General features: G+C 57.8%; 21 protein-coding genes. 14 read left to right on the top strand and 7 right to left on the bottom strand.

Annotation, left to right across the window (positions count from 1 at the left end; translation table 11 throughout):
• Positions 1 to 33: 33 nt before the first annotated feature.
• Complete coding sequence (locus tag QMZ18_RS16250) at positions 34 to 996, bottom strand: division plane positioning ATPase MipZ (RefSeq protein ID WP_282607361.1); 963 nt, start codon at positions 994 to 996, stop codon at positions 34 to 36.
• Positions 993 to 3,071, bottom strand: a complete 2,079-nt coding sequence (locus QMZ18_RS16245) for a molybdopterin oxidoreductase family protein (protein ID WP_282607360.1) — start codon at positions 3,069 to 3,071, stop codon at positions 993 to 995. Before QMZ18_RS16245 ends, QMZ18_RS16250 begins: the two co-directional genes overlap by 4 nt.
• Before the next feature lie 309 nt (positions 3,072 to 3,380).
• On the opposite strand from QMZ18_RS16245, the gene QMZ18_RS16240 reads away from it, so the two are divergent.
• The 3 genes from QMZ18_RS16240 to QMZ18_RS16230 are packed head-to-tail and all read left to right on the top strand — an operon-like array spanning position 3,381 to position 6,216.
• The gene (locus QMZ18_RS16240) at positions 3,381 to 5,021 is read left to right on the top strand and encodes an acyl-CoA synthetase (RefSeq protein WP_282607359.1); all 1,641 of its coding nucleotides are present in this window, start codon (positions 3,381 to 3,383) and stop codon (positions 5,019 to 5,021) included.
• Positions 5,018 to 5,680: a GDSL-type esterase/lipase family protein gene (locus QMZ18_RS16235; protein ID WP_282607358.1), complete on the top strand. Its 663-nt coding sequence runs from the start codon at positions 5,018 to 5,020 to the stop codon at positions 5,678 to 5,680. The genes QMZ18_RS16240 and QMZ18_RS16235 overlap by 4 nt, the downstream gene beginning before the upstream one ends.
• 59 nt (positions 5,681 to 5,739) lie before the next feature.
• Positions 5,740 to 6,216 carry a GNAT family N-acetyltransferase gene (locus QMZ18_RS16230; protein ID WP_282607357.1) on the top strand — a complete coding sequence of 159 codons (477 nt, stop codon included), beginning with the start codon at positions 5,740 to 5,742 and terminating at the stop codon, positions 6,214 to 6,216.
• An 82-nt stretch (positions 6,217 to 6,298) separates the two neighbouring features.
• Here the strand turns inward: QMZ18_RS16230 and QMZ18_RS16225 are convergent, their stop codons facing one another.
• Entirely contained in the window at positions 6,299 to 6,835 is a 537-nt protein-coding gene (locus QMZ18_RS16225; RefSeq protein WP_282607356.1) for a MarR family winged helix-turn-helix transcriptional regulator, read from the bottom strand.
• A 178-nt stretch (positions 6,836 to 7,013) separates the two neighbouring features.
• Between QMZ18_RS16225 and QMZ18_RS16220 the strand changes: the two genes are divergently transcribed.
• Positions 7,014 to 8,060: an alpha/beta fold hydrolase gene (locus QMZ18_RS16220; RefSeq protein WP_282607355.1), complete on the top strand. Its 1,047-nt coding sequence runs from the start codon at positions 7,014 to 7,016 to the stop codon at positions 8,058 to 8,060.
• 70 nt (positions 8,061 to 8,130) lie between these two features.
• On the opposite strand, the gene QMZ18_RS16215 is transcribed toward QMZ18_RS16220, so the two are convergent.
• Positions 8,131 to 8,922, bottom strand: a complete 792-nt coding sequence (locus QMZ18_RS16215) for a helix-turn-helix transcriptional regulator (RefSeq protein WP_282607354.1) — start codon at positions 8,920 to 8,922, stop codon at positions 8,131 to 8,133.
• A 96-nt stretch (positions 8,923 to 9,018) separates the two neighbouring features.
• Between QMZ18_RS16215 and QMZ18_RS16210 the strand changes: the two genes are divergently transcribed.
• The 7 genes from QMZ18_RS16210 (at position 9,019) to QMZ18_RS16180 (ending at position 15,410) form a co-directional block, all read left to right on the top strand.
• Complete coding sequence (locus QMZ18_RS16210) at positions 9,019 to 10,104, top strand: ABC transporter ATP-binding protein (RefSeq protein WP_282607353.1); 1,086 nt, start codon at positions 9,019 to 9,021, stop codon at positions 10,102 to 10,104.
• A gap of 11 nt (positions 10,105 to 10,115) precedes the next feature.
• A complete protein-coding gene (locus tag QMZ18_RS16205) occupies positions 10,116 to 11,024 on the top strand; it encodes an ABC transporter permease (protein WP_282607352.1) in 909 nt (302 codons plus the stop codon).
• The gene (locus QMZ18_RS16200; protein WP_282607351.1) at positions 11,024 to 11,839 is read left to right on the top strand and encodes an ABC transporter permease; all 816 of its coding nucleotides are present in this window, start codon (positions 11,024 to 11,026) and stop codon (positions 11,837 to 11,839) included. Before QMZ18_RS16205 ends, QMZ18_RS16200 begins: the two co-directional genes overlap by 1 nt.
• A 41-nt stretch (positions 11,840 to 11,880) precedes the next feature.
• Positions 11,881 to 12,915 (top strand): extracellular solute-binding protein, encoded by a 1,035-nt coding sequence (locus QMZ18_RS16195; RefSeq protein WP_282607350.1) that lies wholly within the window; start codon positions 11,881 to 11,883, stop codon positions 12,913 to 12,915.
• Positions 12,916 to 12,944: 29 nt separating this feature from the next.
• Entirely contained in the window at positions 12,945 to 13,733 is a 789-nt protein-coding gene (locus QMZ18_RS16190) for a carbon-nitrogen hydrolase family protein (protein ID WP_282607349.1), read from the top strand.
• Positions 13,720 to 15,099 carry an aminotransferase class III-fold pyridoxal phosphate-dependent enzyme gene (locus tag QMZ18_RS16185; protein ID WP_282607348.1) on the top strand — a complete coding sequence of 460 codons (1,380 nt, stop codon included), beginning with the start codon at positions 13,720 to 13,722 and terminating at the stop codon, positions 15,097 to 15,099. The genes QMZ18_RS16190 and QMZ18_RS16185 overlap by 14 nt, the downstream gene beginning before the upstream one ends.
• A gap of 80 nt (positions 15,100 to 15,179) precedes the next feature.
• The gene (locus tag QMZ18_RS16180; protein WP_282607347.1) at positions 15,180 to 15,410 is read left to right on the top strand and encodes a DUF2164 domain-containing protein; all 231 of its coding nucleotides are present in this window, start codon (positions 15,180 to 15,182) and stop codon (positions 15,408 to 15,410) included.
• A 27-nt stretch (positions 15,411 to 15,437) separates the two neighbouring features.
• Here QMZ18_RS16180 and QMZ18_RS16175 read toward each other — a convergent pair whose 3' ends face one another.
• The 3 genes from QMZ18_RS16175 to QMZ18_RS16165 form a co-directional block, all read right to left on the bottom strand.
• Complete coding sequence (locus QMZ18_RS16175) at positions 15,438 to 16,328, bottom strand: LysR substrate-binding domain-containing protein (RefSeq protein WP_282607346.1); 891 nt, start codon at positions 16,326 to 16,328, stop codon at positions 15,438 to 15,440.
• A gap of 344 nt (positions 16,329 to 16,672) precedes the next feature.
• On the bottom strand, positions 16,673 to 17,278 hold the full coding sequence (locus QMZ18_RS16170; protein ID WP_282607345.1) for a carboxymuconolactone decarboxylase family protein: 606 nt from the start codon (positions 17,276 to 17,278) through the stop codon (positions 16,673 to 16,675).
• A gap of 116 nt (positions 17,279 to 17,394) precedes the next feature.
• Positions 17,395 to 17,778, bottom strand: a complete 384-nt coding sequence (locus QMZ18_RS16165) for a hypothetical protein (RefSeq protein ID WP_282607344.1) — start codon at positions 17,776 to 17,778, stop codon at positions 17,395 to 17,397.
• A gap of 202 nt (positions 17,779 to 17,980) precedes the next feature.
• On the opposite strand from QMZ18_RS16165, the gene QMZ18_RS16160 reads away from it, so the two are divergent.
• The 3 genes from QMZ18_RS16160 to QMZ18_RS16150 all read left to right on the top strand — a co-directional run bounded on the left by QMZ18_RS16160 (position 17,981) and on the right by QMZ18_RS16150 (position 20,951).
• Complete coding sequence (locus QMZ18_RS16160) at positions 17,981 to 18,574, top strand: 2-hydroxychromene-2-carboxylate isomerase (protein WP_282607343.1); 594 nt, start codon at positions 17,981 to 17,983, stop codon at positions 18,572 to 18,574.
• 149 nt (positions 18,575 to 18,723) lie between these two features.
• Positions 18,724 to 19,506: an N-formylglutamate amidohydrolase gene (locus QMZ18_RS16155; RefSeq protein ID WP_282607342.1), complete on the top strand. Its 783-nt coding sequence runs from the start codon at positions 18,724 to 18,726 to the stop codon at positions 19,504 to 19,506.
• A 77-nt stretch (positions 19,507 to 19,583) separates the two neighbouring features.
• On the top strand, positions 19,584 to 20,951 hold the full coding sequence (locus QMZ18_RS16150) for a glutamine synthetase family protein (RefSeq protein WP_282607341.1): 1,368 nt from the start codon (positions 19,584 to 19,586) through the stop codon (positions 20,949 to 20,951).
• Positions 20,952 to 21,010: the final 59 nt, after the last annotated feature.

Below are 21,010 nucleotides of genomic sequence, written 5' to 3'. Positions count from 1 at the left end.
CGTAGGTTCACCCAACAGAGATTCCAGGGGTAGCTAAGCTTCGCTTACGGCCTTCGCCTCTTCCAAAACAGCTGCTCTACTGCTATCGGCTCCGGCTGCAGCTGCCTGTGTCATCGGCGTGGCGCCGGCCGCAACACCCACCGAATCGACTGAACTCGCCGGTTGAGCTTCGACATTTCCAGGTAAATTCAGAACGTCGAGCAGCTGGCGAAGCTCCTGACGGGCCGCAACATGGCTCAGGCTCATGGAGACATCGCCGGTCGCATCACCGAGATCCAGCAGCGTCAATCCCTTGGGAAAGAGCTCGCGGAATACGACACGTTCACCAAATCCAGGCGCGATTCGAAAGCGAAGGCGTTTCGAGAGCTGCTCCAGCAGTTGCCCGATATCCTTCTTATTCCGCGCATTGATGTGAGATAGACGATTTCGCATGACGACCCAGTCCATGGGCGGCAACCGATCCATCGCCCGCTTCTGGCGTTGTTCCCAGACCATCTGACTGTAAACGCTGGGTGAAAGGTAATATTCGTCACCGTCCAGCTCGACCCGGCCAAGCATATCCATGTCGAGGAAACTGTCGTTCAGAGGCGTCACCAAGGTGTCGGCCATAATGTGGCCGAGGCGCGAGAGGCTACTGTCGCTTCCGGGGGTGTCGATCACGATGAAATCGCGGTCGTCCAGCGCCGCCCAGGCGGTCTGCAGGCTCTGTTTTTCCTCCTGCTCGGCAACCTCCTGTATGTCACGGGTCGAACCGTAGATCCGCCGGTGTTCCGGGCACTCGAGATTCATTCCGGTCGCCTCGATGTAGGCCAGACGGTTTTCCACATAGCGCGAAAAACTGCCCTGACGGGCATCCAGGTCGATCGTACCCACCCGAAACCCACGTTTCAGCAGCGATACAGTGAGGTGCATGGCCGTGGTCGACTTCCCCGACCCGCCCTTTTCATTGCCAACAACGATCACATGTGGCCGTCGGCCGCCGTGCCGATATTTCATACGACCTCTATCCAGACAGCGGTGTCGTGGAACACGGCCCCTCCCCGCGGGGGACCGGGATCGGCGGACACCAATGCGTTAATACCAACACCGCCCTCGAAAGCCGAGTTCGGCCAAATGCTCTCCACCACGACAACGTCGGGCTGCAGTCCGTCGAAGCAGGCCACATGCAGTGTTATGGTCGCCAGGTCGTTACCGAGCCGCACCTTGTCACCGTCCATAATCCCCAGGTGCGAACAGGTTTCGGGATGGACCAAAAGTGTCGGCCGCTGTTCGCGCTTCAGCGAGCCAGGGGTTTCCGTGAACGACGTGTTGAGAAAGGTCCGCGCCGGCGCCGCTACCAATCGGAAGGGTTTATCGGGCTTCGTGGTATCGATCGCGTCCATGAAACCGGGCAGGCGCGGCATTTCAGTATGATCCACACCGATGGCCGCCCAATCCGCCTTGAAATGGAACCGCCCGTCGTCGTTGCCGAAGCCATCCTTGAAGTGTGCCGTGTCGAAATCCAACGCACAGTCCCACCAGCGGGCATCGTACATAGTCTGTGCGTCGGGCAGGCTGGAAGCTCTCAGGGTCGAATCGATAAGTTCCCACTCAGACATCTCGAAGCCCGGGTGCTGCGCGCCCAATCGCTCGGCCAATGCACAGATCACCTGGTGATTGCTGCGGCATTCGCCAAAGGGCTCGATCACTGGCCGGGCAATCTGCAAATGCGTATGCCCACCGCCGCGGTAAATGTCGTCGTGTTCCAGGAAGGTGGTCGCCGGCAAGACGATATCCGCCATGGCCGCCGTATCCGTCATGAACTGCTCATGCACACAGACGAAGAGGTCATCGCGTTCAAAGCCCTGTCTGACCTTCAGGCTTTCCGGGCAAACCACCATCGGATTGGTGTTTTGAATAAAGAGTGCGGTGACGGGAGGTCCGTCCTTGAGATCACGCGGGTCGCCGCAAAGAACCGGCCCCAGCCGAGATTGATCGAAGATCCGTACTGACGGATCAAGTGCATCGAGTCCCTCGATCAAGGTTGCGTCGATCGGGAAAATTCCACCGTTCGAGTAGAGCGCGCCGCCCCCCTCATACTGCCAGGCGCCGGTTACGATCGGCAGACAGGTCGCCGCATGCAGACTCGCCGCACCATTTCGCGATCGAGAAAAGCCGTAGCCAATGCGGATGAAGGCCTTCTTGTTCGCGCCGAACAGGCGCGCGAACCCGACGATCTCATCAACCGTCAGGCCGGTGATCTCAGCAGCCCATTCCGGCGTGCGCTGGGCGAAATGCTCTTCCAGCTCGTGATCCCAATCGGACAAGCGCGTAAGATAGTCCCTGTCTGCAAGACCCTCCGCCAGCATCACGTTGATCGCTGCGGCAGCCAGTGCGCCATCGGTTCCCGGTTTCGGTGCCAGGTGCAGGTCCGCCTGCTCCGCCGTCCCCGTCCGGTAGGGGTCGATCACTACCAACTTGGCGCCACGGGTTTTCCGCGCCTTAGCCACATGGGTCATGACATTGACCTGGGTCGAAACCGGATTGCCACCCCAGATTACGATCAGATCGGAATGCGCCATTTCCCGGGGGTCGAGGCCGCGTTTGACCCCAGCGCCTGCCAGCCAGCCGGCATCTGCAAGGGTATGGCAGATGGTTGAGTATTGCCGCGAATAACCCTTGGCATGCCGCAGGCGCTCAATACCGTCGCGCTGCACCAACCCCATGGTCCCGGCATAGAAGTAGGGCCAGACCGTTTCAGCGCCGAGACACTGTTCCGCCTGCAGCAGGTTTTCAGCAACCTCGTCGAGAGCCTGGTCCCAGGAAATTTCTTCAAAGGCATCACGCCCAAGGCCTTTTTTGCCAACCCGGCGCAACGGCTTGTCGAGACGCTCCGGATGATGGACGCGTTCGGCGTAGCGTGCGACCTTGGCGCAGATCACGCCTGCAGTGTAGCTGTTGTCTTTGGCACCGCGCACCTTGCCGATACGGGTTGCCGACAGCTGCTCGACCTCCAGAGCACAGGTGCTCGGACAGTCATGCGGACAGGTCGACTGCACGAATGGCGGTTTGACGGCACTGTCTAACGGCATAGCCTGCAGGTTGCTCCCTAGAGGTCGGCCCGGCTTGATTGAAACAACCAAGAAGGTGAATCGCCCTCTACCTATGTGTCTCAGAGGCTGATTCGCATTTTTCACCGAATCAGCGAAAAATGATCAGACTCTAGTGGAATCGGCGCTTACTTTAACTGTAGGTTTCGCCCGCTTCAATCGGGGTTCGATGCAGGGAAACAAAGCGCTTTAAGCCTATTGCAGAGAAATATCAGAGATGCCTTCTAAGCCCTTCAAGTCGCGGGAACTTGCCAAGCGATAGAGAGTGTACAAACGAGGATAAAAAAGTTCATGCTGACGCCGGGTAGTAGCTACGATGAAGTGCGAAAAAGCCTCGATTGGTCGATTCCTAAGATCTTTAATATCGGTGTCCAGGTGTGCGACAAGTGGGCCGATTCGGGGCGTTTGGCGCTGATATTCAAGACTGCCGAGGGCCAGGTCGAGAACTACAGCTTTGGCGACCTGAAAACCCTCTCGAACAAGCTCGCCAATGTCCTAAATGACCTCGGTTTGGAGCGTGGCGAGCGGGTCGGCATCCTGCTGCCTCAGGCACCGGAAACCGCAATCACTCATATCGCCGCTTACAAGATGGGTGCGATCGCGATTCCGCTTTTCACTCTGTTCGGCGAAGAAGCACTTGAATACCGCCTCTCCGATTCGGGGGCACAGGTCGTTGTGACCGACAGGGCCGGCGCAGCCAAGCTCGCGCTGCTTCGCGAGCGGCTTCCCGTGCTCAGTCATGTGCTCTGTATCGATGATCTCTCGGAAGGCGATAGCAACGGCCTGCTCGACTTCCATGCCCTTCTGGAGCCGGCCAGTTCAGATTTCACGCCAGTCGAAACTCTGGCTGAGGACCCAGCCCTGATCATCTACACGTCCGGAACGACTGGACCGCCCAAAGGCGCACTCCATGCCCATCGCGTGCTGCTGGGGCACCTGCCGGGTGTCGAATTCCCGCATGAATTCTTTCCGCAGGCAGACGATCTCTTTTGGACTCCCGCGGACTGGGCCTGGATCGGCGGCCTGCTGGATGTCCTGTTACCAGCCTGGTATCACGGCGTACCGGTCCTGGCGCATCGCTTTGCCAAGTTCGAACCTGAAGCCGCTTTCTCCCTGATGGCAGAGTTCAAAGTCCGCAATGCCTTTATGCCGCCCACAGCCCTCAAAATGATGCGCTCGGTGGAAAGGCCACGGGAGCGTTGGGACTGTGATTTACGCTCGATCGGCAGCGGAGGCGAATCCCTTGGCGAGGAACTGTTGGCCTGGGGCCGCGAAACCTTCGGCCTCACGATCAACGAATTTTATGGCCAGACCGAGTGCAATCTGGTGGTTGGCAACTGCGCCGGTCTTATGCCGGTGAAGCCCGGTGCTATGGGCCGCGCGGTTCCCGGGCACGAGGTCGCCATTGTCGACGACGCGGGCACACCCCTGCCCCAGGGCGAGGAAGGTAATATCGGAATCCAACGCCCCGACCCTGTCATGTTCCTGCGATACTGGAACAACCCCGAGGCAACTGAGAAAAAATTTGTCGGTGACTGGCTGCTGACCGGCGACCGGGGCCGCCTGGACGAGGACGGCTATTTCCACTTCGTCGGGCGCGACGACGACGTGATCACCAGCGGCGGCTACCGCATCGGCCCAGGCGAGATCGAGGACTGTCTGATCAAGCACCCCGCCATTGCCATGGCGGCAGCCGTAGGTATCCCCGATCCGCTACGCACCGAACGGGTCAAGGCCTTCGTCGTACTCAATCCTGGCTTCGAGGGCGGCGACGATCTGGCCAGGGAAATTCAAGCCTTCGTCAAGATTCGCCTCGCGGCGCACGAATACCCTCGCGATGTGGCTTTTGTCGAAAATCTCCCCATGACCACCACCGGAAAAATCATTCGCCGGGAACTGCGCGAACGTGAAGTCAAGAAAGGCGCAACGTGAAGCGGGTCTGTTTCATTGGTGCCTCTACGGTCGAAGGCATGGGGGACGAAACTGGCCTGGGCTGGCCCGGCCGGCTTGCTGCCCTGGAACGGGAGGCCGGCAACAACCTTGTTGCCTATAACCTGGGCGTCCGCGGCCAAACCCTGCGGGAAATAGGCGTTCGTGCAGTAGCGGAGTGTTCGGCCCGCATCCAAGATCGTAAAACCGATCTCATCGTCCTTGGCACCGGCATGAACGACCTCGCCCGCATCGGCACCGGCGCCTTCCGCACGCCACAACGGCGTACACTGGAAGACTTCACGAGTTTGGTCGAAGGGCTTGCCGATCTGGCACCGCTTCTTGTCGTGGGCCCCTTCCCCGTCTGCGAGGCCAAGATGCCTTTTCTTTCCACCGTCAGCGGAATGAAATTCGATTTTCGCAACAGCGACATTGACGAAGCGACATGGAGTTACACCAAAATCTGTTCGGAACGGGGGGTACCATATCTCGACCTCTTCCGGACCTTGGTAAACGAGCCCGACTACATGGATGGCCTGGAAGCGAACGATGGACTCCACAGCAATGGGGAGGGTTATCAGGTTATCGCCAAAGGCATCTCAAAATGGGAAGCTTGGCAATGGGAGAGGCATCCATCGCGGTCTTCACAATCGGCGTATTGAAGTTCCTATTTGATGCACACGTGCCGAGTGATTGATCAAATCGTAGGAGGGATCCTTTCATGTCTGCGGCACTCTATAGACGCTCCAACGCAAGTGACGCTGAGACGCTGTTCGAGCTCACCGCAAAATCGGTCAGCGAGCTTTCACCGGCATTCTATTCCGCGGAGGTAGTGGAAACCTGGATGGCGGGCCGCAGCCCGGAGACCTATCGTGACGACTGCGCGAACGAAGCTGTTACGATCGCCGAAATCAATGACAAACCGGCTGGCTTCAGCCACGCCGTTCCCGGTGAAGTTGTTCGGCTCTTTGTTGACGTTAAATACACGGGTTTTGGTATTGGCGCGGAACTCATGCGCCGAGCGCTGCGCGACGCGCTTCCGACCGGATCCGGCCTCGTTAAGATCGACGCCACATTGAATGCGGCTCCATTTTACCGCAAATGGGGCTTCACCGAGGTCGGACGATCTGTGTTTCCAAACCGTGGGCCGAAGTTACCAGTGATCGATACTATCGTTGTGGAACAGATTTTTGACTGACTTCCAGTAAGAAAAACCCGCAGTGCGACGCTCGATCGACGCCAGGTGACATCGCGACGGCAGGACGCTGTGCTTTCACCGTTCAGGCTGGCGGCGCCTCCGAGTCTACTGGAGTGACAGGCACGAGGATCGGGCAGTCCTTGCAGGCGCGGCTGTCGCAAAGGCGGCAGATTCGCAGCTTGTGCGAATCGTCCCGCGAGACGCCATTCAGTAACTTCCCGAGAAGCGTCCCAAGTGTCTTCTGCTCGCCTGCAGACAAGCGGGATACAAGCGGCGCGAGGGCAGCCTCACGATCCTGCAGGATTTCCGCTCGGACGGTTTTTCCCTGCGCGGTAAGATAAAGCGCGACCCCCCGTTTGTCGCGCGCAGCGCTGCGCCGCTCCACAAGCCCGTCCTCGAGTAAACGGTCAATGAGTCTGACGGTCCCAGTATGCGTCAGACCGAGCAAACGGCTGAGCGCATCGTTCGAGAGGCCAGGCTGATGGCCGATGGCATTCAGTGCCGCCGGAGCTTCACCAGCGCGCCCGGACCGCTTTTCGACACTCTGTTTGAGCTCGTCATGCAGGCCGAGTACAGCGGCTCCGAGCAGGTTGGCAGTGCGCAGGGTTTCTTTTGTCATAAGAAAAATATGTGACTCACACACTTGAATAGCAAGTTGAAGATTATATATGTGACACACACACATTTATGAACAGTGAGATATCAACATGGCGGTTCAGTCACGCAGCCAGAACATATCTGACTTTTGTTCATGTCGTCGTCGAAGACATCCACCCTATTCCAGCGGAGACAGAGCTATGATCACCTCCACCCGACGCCAGGTTCTCGGCAGCATCGCAAGCGCCACCACAATTACTCTTGCTTCCCTCGCGAAGGCGCAGGCTGCTGCGCCGACAAACAACTTAACCGCCCGCAACCCCGCCCCTGCAGTCGCTGCAGGAGAGACCTTCTCGGGCACATGGCCCTTCAAGGCCCGATACAGCGAGGTCGCCGACTTTCCGATGCACTATATCGATGAGGGTGCGGGATCCGACACCCTGCTTCTGCTGCATGGCGAACCGACCTGGAGTTACCTCTTTCGAAATCAAATTCCGTTGTGGGCACAGAAGGCCCGTGTCATCGCCGTCGATCACATGGGGTTTGGCAAGAGCGCAACGCCAAACCACAGAACCTACTGGCTGCAGGACCATATCGACAACCTTGAGCGCTTCGTGCTGGCCAAGGATCTTCGTGACCTGACGCTGGTCATGCACGACTTCGGTGGGCCGGTCGGGATGGGGCTCGCGATCCGGCATCCGTGGCGAATCAAACGGATCGTGTCTGTCAATGGCCCGACACCCCTCGGGCAGCCGGACCTGATTGACCGGCTGACTGCGAATACCGCAACCTCTCCGTGGTTTCAGTGGATCTCAAAGGCAAACGCGGACGGAACCCTCGAAACCGTACTCGGTCAACTCGACTACAACATTCTGTCGACCCTCAAGCTCAACGGATTCGAGCGGAACGAAATCATTACCGATTCCTGGCTGACGGCTTATCGCGCACCCTTCCCTACGCCTCGGCATGCAGCGGGCGCAATCGGCTGGGCAAAAGGCTTCGCGACGGGCGCGCACAAGTTCGAAATCCCGGACACGGCTGTTGCCGCTGAATTATCAAAGAAACCGGCGTTAGCCCTATGGGGCGACGCTGACCGGACGCTACAAGCCGATCAGTTCCTGCCGCTGTTCCGTCAGGCTTTTCCTGGGGGCGAGGTGCGGCATCTTTCCGGCGTGGGGCACTACAGCCCCGAAGATGCACCGGTCGTTGTCGGCAGGCTTGTCTCGCGCTTCCTTCGCACGAGTTAAAATGTCCTGGCTATATTGAACTTAATGACCGTTGTCGTTTTTTTGCAGATGCCGTGAAAACGACTAAACCCTACCTCCCCAACAGCGGCATCATCAGTGAGAAGAGCTCCGCCTGCGATGAGATCGTGCATTTTTTGTAGAGCTGTTTCCGGAAGACCTTCACGGTCTGAGGACTGATTCCCAGGCGCAGGCCGATGGAGGTGGAGGAATGGCCGCGCAGGATCAGCAACGCCACCACCGCCTGTCGCCCACTCAAGGACACGCCGTGTTCGGCCTTGGCAGCATCGATCAGGCGTTGGGCGACCTCGGATTCCTTGAAATCACCACTCGAACTCAGGCTCGACCAATGAACCTCGGCGAGGCCGACTGCGATCGGGGCGATGCGCTGAGCAGTCTCAATCTCCCGGTTCGAGAACTTGCGGTTTGAGGTCGAATCCCGCCCCAGGCAGACATGCAGAGACACGCCCTTGCCCGGATAGGAGATAAAAGTCAGCTCGTCGATCAGCGTCGTGCAGCGATAATAGATGGTGTAGTAGGGATTCCGGTGAAACTGGTCGGGCGCAATGTCCCTCAGCCTGTAGACTCCCCTGGGAGCGCGTTTCACATGCAGTTCGTGAAAGGGATCCAGCAGGTAAGCACCACCGATATAGACGTTCTCCAGCTCGGAATAAACCCGGGGGTCAGCCGCCTGGGTATAGATCACCGAGGGCGCCCGGTCCTGGAAGTAGGCCAGGATCGTGACATTATCGATGTCCAAACAGCGGTTGAGCCAGTCGTGCAGCCTGCTTTCGAAAAGATCGCCGTTCAGAGCGGCGATTGCAGCCCCGAGGCTCGCCTCCGCAGCGTTCGGCAGCTTCTTCATAACCATACCACTTTGGGGGTATATACCCCTTCCAACAAGTGAAGATAGACTGATCTACAATATCAGGGGGTATCTCGAAAGAGATAAAGCGAGTCATTGCTGCAGAGAACACAAGACACGACCGTTGCGGTCGACATTGACAGGGTTACAAAAAACTACGGAGCCTTCACGGCGCTGTCGGGTGTGTCTCTGGATATTCGCGACAACGAGTTTTTCACACTGCTAGGTCCCTCCGGCTGTGGGAAAACCACGCTGCTGCGCAGTATTGCCGGCTTTGAGGAGATCTCCGACGGTGCAATCCGGCTCTACGGCGACGACATTGCCGGCCTGCCACCGCATCAGCGGCCCGTAAACACGGTCTTTCAGCAATACGCCCTCTTTCCACATATGACGGTCGCGCAGAATGTTATGTTTGGGCTGCTGCGCCTGCGTAAATCGGACAGCGAAGCTCAGACACGCTGCGCCGAGGTTCTGGAACTCGTCCAGCTCTCGCCCTTTGCCCAGCGCTATCCTAATCAACTCTCCGGTGGTCAGCAGCAACGGGTTGCCCTGGCGCGCGCCCTCGCGCCCAAGCCAAAACTGCTGTTGCTGGACGAACCGCTCTCGGCTCTTGATCTAAAACTGCGCCAGGCCGTCCGGGTTGAGCTCAAACAGATTCAAAAAGAAACCGGCATCACTTTCATCTTCGTCACCCATGACCAGGAAGAAGCCCTGACCATGTCGGACCGCATTGCCGTCATGTCGGCGGGTGAAGTGCAGCAGGTCGGTACACCGCGTGACGTTTACGAGGCGCCGAGAAACCGCTTCGTTGCCGACTTCATTGGCGAAACCAATCTATTGGATGTTTCTGTCACCTCCGTCGCCGACGGACAGGCACTCTGTGTCCTGCCCGGCGGGCGGGAAATCATCTGTCCCGCGGCCGCCGTCGTGGATCCGGGCCCTGGTCATCTTTCAGTTCGTCCTGAGCGGATGACCTTGACGGCACCGGCAGATGCATTGCTGAGCGGCCGCGTTGAGAACCACGTTTATCTCGGCACAGACATGCAGGTGATGGTGCGTCTGGAGGACAACGAGGTTCTTACGCTGCGGGTCCAAAATTCGGACGCCGTTTCGGTTCCCGACATCGGAACACAGGTTGGGATTGCTTTGGAAGCGGGCGCCGCCCGCCTGCTGGCCGACTGATGGCGGGCGGAATGGCGAGCGCTTCAAACAGCGCAGGGATCTACAAAGGGCGCGCTGGGCTGCTGATCCTGCCAAGCTGGCTGGTGATCGGATTTTTCCTGCTGCTACCGGTCTGCATGATGCTGATCTACTCCTTTCTGACCAAGGAGTTCCGGGGCGGCGTCATCTGGGAGTTTTCGCTCGCCGCCTACGATCAGTTCTTCTTCAACCGCGGCCTCTTTGGGGACGAGCCGCCGAAGATCGAATGGACCTATATTACAATCTTCTGGCGGTCTTTGTGGCAAGCAGGCCTGGCCACGGCTTTTTGTCTCGTCATCGGGTTCCCCACCGCCTGGTTCATCGCAACGCGCGTACCGCGCCATCGCACCGTCTGGCTCCTGCTGATTACAATCCCCTACTGGGTGAACCTGCTGATCCGCACGGTCTCCATGAAATTCCTGATCCGCGATACCGGGCCCCTCAATGAGTTCCTGCTTTGGCTGGGCATGATCGGTGAGCCGATCCACCTGATCAACACCAACCTAGCCGTCCAGCTCGGGCTGTTTTATTCCTACCTGCCCTTCATGGTCCTGCCGATCTACGCCAGTGCAGAACGCTACAACTTTGCGCTCTCGGAGGCGGCCGCTGATCTTTATGCCGGACGCTGGACCATCCTGCGGCTGATTATACTGCCTGCCGTCAAGCCAGGCATCATCGCCGGTTCGATCCTTGTCTTCGTGCCAAGCCTTGGAGCCTTTCTCGCGCCCGACCTGCTCGGCGGAGCCAAGACCTTCATGATCGGCTCGTTGATCGAAGAACAGTTCAAGGGCAATGCTGGCAACTGGCCCTTCGGCGCGGCGGTCTCAATGATCTTATTGAGCATCGTCATGACAGTGCTGATCTTTTACGCCCGCAATCAGACCCGGCGGGAGGCACTCTGATGTCGAAGGTTGCTGACATGCGACGCTTCCCCGGTTTCCTGCAGTTAACCCTGCTCTGCCTTCTAGTTCTCTACGCCCCTTTGATGGTGGTGATGGCCTACTCCTTCAACGACAACACCTCAATCACGATCTGGGGCGGCTTTTCCCTGCGCTGGTACGAAGATGTCTTTTTCGGGGTAGAAGCACCGAAGTTCAAACAGGCTGCGCTGAACTCTCTTACCATCGCCGTGATGGCCGCAACTTGCGCCACCGTCATCGCCGTCTCATCGGCGGTCGCCATGATGCGGGCTCGCCGATTGCGGGGCCGGACAGCCAGTTTCGCCTTGATCAATCTGCCGCTGATGGTGCCCGAGATCGTGACCGCCGTCGCCAGTCTGATCTTTTTCTCCGCCATCGGTTTCACCACCGGCTACGCAACCATTCTGGTCGCACACATCGTCTTCTGCATCCCCTTCGCCTACCTGCCGATCGCGGCGCGCATGCAGTCAATTGAGGACACTTACGAACAGGCGGCGATGGACCTCTATGCCACACCGGCGCAGGCCTTTCGGCTGGTTCTGCTGCCATTGATGATGCCTGGTATTTTTTCCGGCTTCCTGCTGGCTTTCATCATTTCGCTCGACGATTTCCTGATCACGAACTTCGTCAAGGGTGCCGGGATCGAGACCCTTCCGACGGCTATCTTTGGATCGGTTAAACAGGGCATCAAGCCCAACATAATGGCAATTTCCACCCTGCTGCTTCTGGTTTCCGTGGGATTTGTCACCCTCTCCTATCTGGCCAGCCGGATGGGGCAGAACAAAACCAAGACGTAAAAATCTCAACAAAAAAGACCTTAACAACAGTGGAGCACGTCATGAAAACCCTACTCAAATGCGCTGTCGCGGCAATCGCCCTGACCGGTTTTTCCGGTTTGGCACAGGCCGAGGGCAAACTCTCAATCTATCACTGGTTCGAGTACATCCCACAGGAGCTGCTGGACAAGTTCGCCAAAGAGTATGACGTCGAGGTGACCATGGACACCTTCGATTCCAACGAAGCCATGCTGGCCGCGCTGAAGGCCGGTAAAATGGGCAGTTATGATGTTTCGGTTCCCGGCGATTACATGGTCGAAATCATGGCTGACGAAGGCCTGCTCGACACTTTCGAGCCGAGTGAACTGAGTAATTACGGCAACATCCAGCCGCAATGGCTTGACGTCAGTTTCGACCCGGGCCGCAAAAGCTCGATCCCCTATCAATGGGGCTCGACCAGCTTTTCCGTGAACCGCGATAAATTTAAAGGTGACATCAACACCACCAAGCTCCTGTTCGAACCACCCGCGGAACTCAGCGGCAAAATCAACGTGCTGGACACCCAAGGTGAGCTTTTGACCCTGGCCTCCATTCATCTGGGCATTCCGCAGTGCACGTCAGACCGCGAACAGCTCAAAGCGCTGAACAAGCTGGTGCAGGACGCCAAGACGCATTGGGCGTCCTTTGGCTCGGATACGGCCAAGGACGTGCTGGTCAGTGGCGACGCGGACTTAGGCATGATCTGGAGCGGCTTCTCAGCCAAGGCACGCAATGAAGGCGCCAATATCGAGTATGCCTATCCCAAGGAAGGCTATATCGTCTGGATGGACAACGTGGTCCTGTTGAAGGATGCACCCAACCGCGAAAACGCGCTGAAGTTTATGAACTTCCTGCTGGAGCCGGAAAACGCCGCCGCAGTCACCAACTTTGCCCAGTACACCGCGGGCGTCACCGGGACGGAGCCGCATCTCTCCGACGAAGTGAAGAACTCTCCTGAATCAAATCCGCCGGCGCAGCCCGTAGGCGTCTTCGTGCAGGCCTGCCCACAGGAAGTCCAGGTGCTGTATGACGCCATCTGGACCAATCTTAAGAAGTAGCCGCGAAAATCGCCAAGCAGAGACAGCAGATGAAGCTCGCGCTCTATCAGGGCCCCTCGCCCTCTGGCAATCTGGAAGCCGCTTTCGAGACCATCGAAGGCAAGCTCCTGGCTGCCGCGGCGGCCGGCGCCGATATGGTAGTGTTTCCCGAGCTGTTTCTGCCTGGCTACAATCAGCGCCAACTGCACCCTTCCCTGGCTCAGCCACAAGGCGGCCCGTGGGAGGCGCAGCTGGCGGTTTTGGCGAAATCCACAGGCTGCGGACTCACCATCGGCTGGGCCGAACGGGACGGCGCGCAGCTTTACAATGCTGCCAGCACTTTCGATAGGCATGGCCGCAGGCTAGCGCACTATCGCAAACTTCAGCTCTTCGGCGAGATGGAGCAGTCGGTCTTCATACCAGGTGCAGACTACGAGCTCTTTGATCTCGATGGTATCCGGGCCGGGCTCTTGATCTGTTACGACGTCGAGTTCGCCCCGCACTGCGGAGCATTGAAGAAACGCGGCGCCGAACTGCTCCTGGTGCCGACCGCCAATCCGGCCGGCTTTGAGCACGTCTCCGATGTCCTGCTGCCGGCACGGGCTGTAGAGACCAATATGACTATTGCCTATGCAAACTATTGCGGCAGCGATAGCGGACTAACCTTCGGTGGCAGTTCCATCCTGCTCGGTCCGGACGGCGGCATTCTTGTCAAGGCCGGTAAGACCGAAGCGCTTTTGATCGCGGATCTGGATGGATGCGCCGACATCGATCCCACCCGCATCAGCACACAATATCATGATTTCAGGGAGGCTCCGGGCAGACATGACCAGCTTTAATCCAACACTCAGCACCGACGAGATTCTGACCAAGGACGCACACCTGATCCAGTCTTTCGCAAATCTGGATGCGCTCAAGCAGAACAGCACCCGCACTGCCATCGTCCGCGGCAAAGGCGCCTATGTCTACGACAGCGAAGGCAACGAACTGATCGATGGGATTGGGGGCCTTTGGTGCGTGAATGTCGGGCACGGGCGCGAAGAGATTATCGATGCCGTCACAGCGCAGCTCAAGCAGCTCGATTACTACTCGACCTTCTACAACTTCACGCACCCTGCTGCCGCGCAGCTCGCTGAGAAGCTCACGTCACTCGCACCGGGACATTTGAACAGCGTCTACTTCAGCAACTCCGGTTCGGTCGCCAACGATACGGCCGTGCGGATGCTGCACCACTACAACAACCGCCTGGGCCGCCCGAACAAAAAGAAAGTGCTGTCGCGCGTCGGCGCCTATCACGGTTCCACACATCTGGCCATGGCAATGACCACACCGCTCTACAGCGAGGGCTGGGACACCGCCGCGGAGGGACTGGTGCACCACCTCAAGTGCCCTAATGCCTACCGCGAAGCCGGTGAGATGACCGAGGCCGAATTCTTGGACGCTCTCGCCGATGATATGCGCCAGACGATCGAAAGCCTCGGCGCGGAAAACATTGCCTGCTTCGTTGCAGAACCGGTCATGGGTGCCGGCGGTGTGATCGTGCCTCCAACGGGGTACCACAAGAAGATGGCCGCCATCTGCGCGGACAACGACATCAAGTTTATTGCCGATGAGGTCGTGACCGCCTTCGGACGCCTCGGTCACATGTTCGCGTCCAAGGACCTCTACGACAGCCAGCCCGATATCATCAATACGGCAAAGGGCCTCACCTCCGGCTACCAGCCCTTGGCCGCAACCATCGTCTCAGACGAGATCTACGACGTGATCTCCGCCCCTGGTGGCATGTTTCTGCACGGCATGACCTACTCCGGCCATCCGGCCGCGGCCGCGGCCGCTCTTGCCAACATCGCGATCATGGAGCGCGAAGGCCTGCCGCAGCAGGTGCAAACGACAGGCAAGGTTTTCGAGAATACCCTGCGCGGACTGGAAGACTTGGATATCGTCGGCGAAGTGCGCGGCAGCCACTTCATGATGGGCATCGAGTTCGTAAAGAACAAGGACACCAAGGAGGTCTTCGCCGAGGAGCATCAGGTTGGAACACGCATTGCCCAGGCGGCTCAAAAACGCGGCCTGATCGCCCGCCCGCTCGGCAACATCGCCATCCTCTCGCCGACGCTTATTCTGACTGAAGAAGAGATCGCCAAGATCGGTGGCATTCTGCGCGAGAGTATTGAGGAGGTCACGCAGACGCTGAATTTGGATTGAAAAGGGGAGTTGCCGATCCCCCGGTTTCGGGACAGTGTCACTGGGTGAAATGAAACGATCAGATTTCAGGAGCCCGCAGGATGCAGATTGATCTGACTGACGACAGAAAGGCTCTTTTCAGAGGCCAACTTCAATCGCTGTTTCGGGAAGATTTCGACGAAGAGTTATCAGACTTCCGCGCCAACGAAATTCTCGACCTCGCCATAAAAACACTGTGCCCCGACGTCTACAATCAGGCCGTGCAAGACGTGCGCGCCCATCTGCAGGTCAAGCTCGACGATCTGAACGGAGAGGTCTATGTCGACGGCTAGAGTGCATTCGGCCGGCCATCGCCATGCTTACGCGAGCTCGGCCATTTCACCGAGAATCCAATCGCGAAACTTTCTTATCTTTGGCGCGTTACGGCGGTTTTCCGGATAGGCCAGCCAGTAAGAGTAGCCGTCATCGCAGATGAGATCGAACGGCTGTACAAGCTGTCCTCGCTGCAGGGCATCGCGGCAGAGAGCAGGCGTGAGAATACCGACTCCCTGCCCCGCGATGGCGGCGTTCGCCTCGAGGATCTGCGAACCGAACTTCAAGCCTGGGCGGGCCGGAATCTGGGCATGTGAAATCCCGGCAGCTGCAAACCACTGCTGCCACCAGGGATCCGACGGTTCGATGATCGGGAGCTGCAATAGATCGGAGGGTTCCCGAAGGCCACCGGCTTGTTCGGCAAGGGCGGGACTCAGCATGGGCGTAAAGGTTGAGCGTATGAGTTCGTGGCACTTCAACCCGGGCCATTCGCCTCTGCCCGAGCGGATCGCCAAGTCAAGATCTTCAGATGCGAAGTCGGCGAGCGACTGATTAACTTCCACACGCATGGCAATTGACGGATTGTCGATTTGAAAACGGCCCAGCCGCTGAGCGAGGATGTTGGTCGCAAAAGTCGGGATCACGCTGATGACCAGCGTCTCATCGCTCTGCCCTTTGGCATCGGCGAAAGCATCGCGCAGAAGGTCAAGCGCTTCACTTGCCCGGCGCGAGAACCGCCGCCCCACATCCGTAAGCTCAACGCCCCGCGCATAGCGCAGGAAGAGCGGCGAACCGACCCGCTCTTCCAAAACCTTGATTTGATAGCTTACCGCCGCCTGGGTCATCCCAAGCTCTTCAGCAGCTTTGGTGAAAGTCCCGTGACGGGCGGCGGCTTCAAAGGCTCTGGTTGCGGCCAGCGGAGGGAGGTGAGAGCGCATAAGGTATAAAAACTCCTTATACCTTATAGCCGACATTCGATTGGAAGACAAACCCGCGATGCGACATCTCTAAGGAAGCAAGTATCGTGAGGAGTACGAACCCATGACCAAGGAGAAATCGCAGAACAGTTCCGCGAGTTTGTTGAATAAACTGGCTCGCTACCTTGTCTCCAGGAAATCTGAATCCTGTCGGAAAAAACAGGCAAGGTTGACGAAGATCCACGTACGTTCGTTACCTGAGCACACGAGACGGGACATTGGTTGGTTTGATGGATAGCTATTGAAGCAACGCTGCACCGCCGCCTGCTGAATGGCAGAATTCAGACGGACACCCGCTGCCATTATCAGCGATGCGACCAGTTGTCCGGATCATCCGAATCGTTTGGCGACAGTCCAATCTCATCGCCCTCAGTGTTGATCCCAAGCCCCAATACCGTCCGGTTGGCATATGCGAAGTAGGCCACCACCTGGTTGACTTCCAGGATCTCGCCATCGTCCAAGCCAGACTCACGCAGCGCCGCTATAGCAGTTTCGTCCATACTGGTCGGATCGACGCTCAGGACACGAGCATAGCGGGCAGCCGCCAGTTCCCGGCCCGTCAGCGCTTCCTCCGGCCGCTCTGCTTCAAGCGCGGCGCGGATCGCGTTACCCCGCGCTTCATCGCCGAGCAAACGCTGCAGGCCTTGAAAGTGATGCTCGACGCAGTAGCTGCAGCCGTTCAGCAGACTGACATAGACGCCCAACGTCTCCAGAAGTGATTTCGGCAGGCTGTTGGCCGAGTGATGCAGCACGTTCTTATAGAGTGCCATATGACCCTCCATCGAGTGCGGCCGCAGGCTGTGCGCCATCATGATGTTGTCGACGTTGTCATCCGGACCCTTGACCCGGTCATAGAGTTTACGCAAGCGGCCGGCGGCCTCTCGGTAGGGAATGGTCGTGATCCAGGTCATAAGAAAGCTCTAAAGTTCGTGTTTGATGCAAACGGCGCATTGAGACCATCCTGGGCGAGATGGAGTCATCACATCACGGAAGAAAGCCCACGCTTGGTTCAGCCAGGACGGAACGGCTAATCCCCGGCGACCTTGTCGGAAATCGCCTGCTCAAAGTCTTTATATTTGTCGTCCGTTACGTTCATCGTAATGATCAGCGCCATGCTGTGACGGATGGTCCCAAGCTGCTTTGAAGAGGATGCCGGCAGAGGAATGTTATTCCCACGGCAATAGCCCACAAGGGCTGAGAGGACTTCTTCTTCCGTCCAATCAAGAAGAATATGATCAGTCTCGCGATCCGGCGCGATGGTGATGGTAACTTTGACGCCAGGCCGGCTGTCCTGCGTGATACTGTGAATAGTGCCGGACGGTAAGGCTTCACCCTTCTTTTGGTGTGACGTTATCAACGCCCTGGAAAGTTCCTGGGTCGTGAAGATGACATAGCGAACCTCCGCTACCATGGACCCTGCTCCCGTAACAAACGCTTCATCCCGTATCCCCAGATTTTATTCGTATTTTGATTTCGTCCTAAAGCAATAATATGCAGCATAGTAGCGCCACTCTTTGGAGAAATCCCTTTCAAGCCGATTTTGACACAAACAACAAGTAATTTGATCAAGTTCAGGCAGGAAAGAAAATCGAATATTCCCTCAAGGATTGAAAATGCAAATTGACTACTACCTCTCCCTCATCTCGCCTTACTGCTACCTCGGTGGAGAACAGCTCGCCGACATTGCGAAAAAGCATGGCGCGACGGTCAACGTCAAACCGATCGACCTATCGCAAGTATTCCCCAAGACTGGCGGTTTACCTCTGGCAAAGCGGGCACCCGAGCGACAGGCTTACCGTTTCGTCGAACTTGCACGTTGGAGCAAGCATCTTGCGATGCCCCTAAACCTGAAACCCCGTTTCTTTCCCGCGGCAGAGGGCGTCGCTGCCCGTATGGTGCTCGCCATGAGCAAGACGGGCGGAGATTCACTTCGGCTGGCCAACGCCTTTGGTCGGGCTGTCTGGGCCGAGGAACGCGACATCGCCGATTCGCAATGCCTGTTGGACGTCGCGCGAGACTGTGACCTCGACGGCACCGCGTTGCTCGAAGCAGCAGCACGGACCGAGCTCGAAGTCCAAATTGAAGCGCTCACTCGCGAAGCTGTCGAACGGGGTGTTTTCGGCGTACCAAGCTATCAGTTCAACGGTGAGTTGTTCTGGGGTCAGGATCGCCTCTCATTTCTGGATAGAGCATTGAGCACCGCTTGAGCTCTGTCAGGATTATTCCCACATCTACCCAGATGGCTTTATTGTTACTGACAGGGACGCGAATTTCGGTCTAAATCGTCGCCTTAAACTTTTCGCTTTCACGGCATCTCAAAATTCATTGCCAGACAAGAGGCATTGCACTTTACCTCATGGTCGAACTCGCTCCACATGAACCCGCTGCTGTCGAAGTGGTTCGCGCCCACGGGCGTTCGCCGTTTTTCCTGACGTGCGATCATGCCAGCAAGCGAATTCCAGAGTCACTCAGTGGCCTCGGACTGCCGGATCATGAAATTGACCGCCACATCGGTTGGGATATCGGCGCCGCCGCTGTTGCCCATTCGATTTCCGAGGCCTTCGACGCCACTCTCGTTCTTCAAGGCTACTCGCGGCTGGTCATCGACTGTAACCGTCAGCCGCACGTGGAGTCCTCGATTCCCGCCGTCAGTGAAGCGACCGAGGTGCCCGGAAACGTCGGCCTAGACGCCGAAGCTGCAGCACAGCGGAAAAAAACGATCTTTGCCCCTTACCACACTGAAATTTCGGCGCGGCTGGAAGAACGGCACGCGCGGCAGCAACGCAGCGTTCTGGTCGCCCTGCACAGTTTTACGCCGGTTTATCATGGCGCCAGCCGCCCCTGGCAAATCGGTATCCAGTATAATAGGGAGCCGGGATTGAGCCGCTGCATGATTGCAGAGCTATCCACGGACGAGAGCCTGTGCATCGGAGACAATCAACCCTATTCGGTCAGCGACAAGACCGACTACACCATTCCCGTTCACGCAGAAGGACGGGGCTTGCCACATCTTCTCATTGAACTACGCCACGACCTGATCGCAGACGAAGCCGGGCAAAGCTTCTGGGCACAGCGCCTGATCGAAACGCTGCCCGCCGCACTGGCTCGTTTCGACGACCAGACCGCAAACAGCGGCTAACCGCCAAGATCAGCCCGTAAAATGAAACACGACAGACAAAGGCGCAAACGAAACGCCTGTACCCCGGGGGAATTGAGATGAATCCGAGAAACGTAAAAACAGCAGCCGACGCGCGCGCCATCGTCGAGGAACGCGGCTTCGATCACGTCAAAGTCGGTATTTTTGACGTCGACGGCGTTTTGCGCGGCAAATACATGTCAAAAGACAAATTCTTTTCGGCATTGGACAGCGGTTTTGGCTTCTGTGACGTCATCATCGGTTGGGATTCGAATGACCAGCTCTATGACAATGTCTCGATCACCGGCTGGGACACGGCTTATCCGGACGCGATGGTTCGTGTTGTTCCCGAGAGCTGCCGCGAACTGCCCATGGAGGACGGCATGCTGCTGTTCCTGGCTGAATTCACGGATCGGGCTGAAGACGTCTGTCCGCGGGGAACGCTGCGCCGCGTCCTGGAACGCGCAGATGCCATGGGACTGTCTGCCACCGCCGCCTGCGAATTCGAATTCTTCCTATTCGAGGAAACGCCCGAATCCGTTCGCGAAAAAAACTACCGCAACATGACCAACATCACGCCGGGCTTCTTCGGCTACTCCATGCTGCGCAATTCGGTCCATGCGGAATTCTACGAGGACCTCCTGAACATGTGCCAGGAGATGGACATGCCGATCGAAGGCCTGCATACGGAAACCGGTCCCGGTGTCCTGGAAGCCGCCATCGGCCACGACGACGCCTTGGAGGCCGCAGACAAAGCCGCGCTGTTCAAGACCTACACCAAGATCCTGGCGCAACGCCGCGGCTGGATGGCGACCTTCATGGCCAAGTGGTCGCCGGACTGGCCGGGACAGTCCGGACACATCCACATCTCCCTTAAAGGCAAAAAAGGCAAACCGGTTTTCCATGACCCGAAGAAGCCGCATAACATCAGCGATACCATGCGTCACTTCATCGGCGGACAGCAGGCATTGATGCCGGAGCTGCTTTCCATGATCGCCCCGACGGTCAACAGCTTCACGCGTCTCATCCCAGGTTTCTGGGCGCCGACCGACGCGGGTTGGGGAATCGAAAACCGAACCTGTGCCCTGCGAGCGATCCCAGGCAGCCCGAAGTCACAGCGGGTCGAGTACCGGCTGGCTGCCGCCGACATCAATCCCTACATCGCAGTCGCCGGCGCACTCGCCTCAGGCCTCTGGGGCATCGAGAATAAGATCGAGCCCGATGCCCCGATCCAAGGCAATGCCTACGAGCACAAGTTTCCGGCCAAGCGGAAACTGCCCGCCACCCTGATGGAAGCTGCCGGGCGCCTGCGCAAGTCCAAGGCAGCGCGTGAACTCTTCGGCGATGTCTTCGTCGACCATTACGCTGCAACCCGAGAGTGGGAAGAACGCGAATTCCGTAAAGCCATCACCGATTGGGAAATGCAGCGCTACTTCGAAATCATCTGATCCGAGACATTGGTATCAGACGAAACTTTTTAGCAAGCGTTGCGCTTAGTATAGAGAAG

It is taken from the genome of Pelagibius sp. Alg239-R121, assembly GCF_947331435.1.
Lineage (GTDB): Bacteria > Pseudomonadota > Alphaproteobacteria > Kiloniellales > Kiloniellaceae > Denitrobaculum.
Note: the sequence above shows the minus strand (reverse complement) of the source record. Positions and strands in the feature narration are given on the sequence as shown.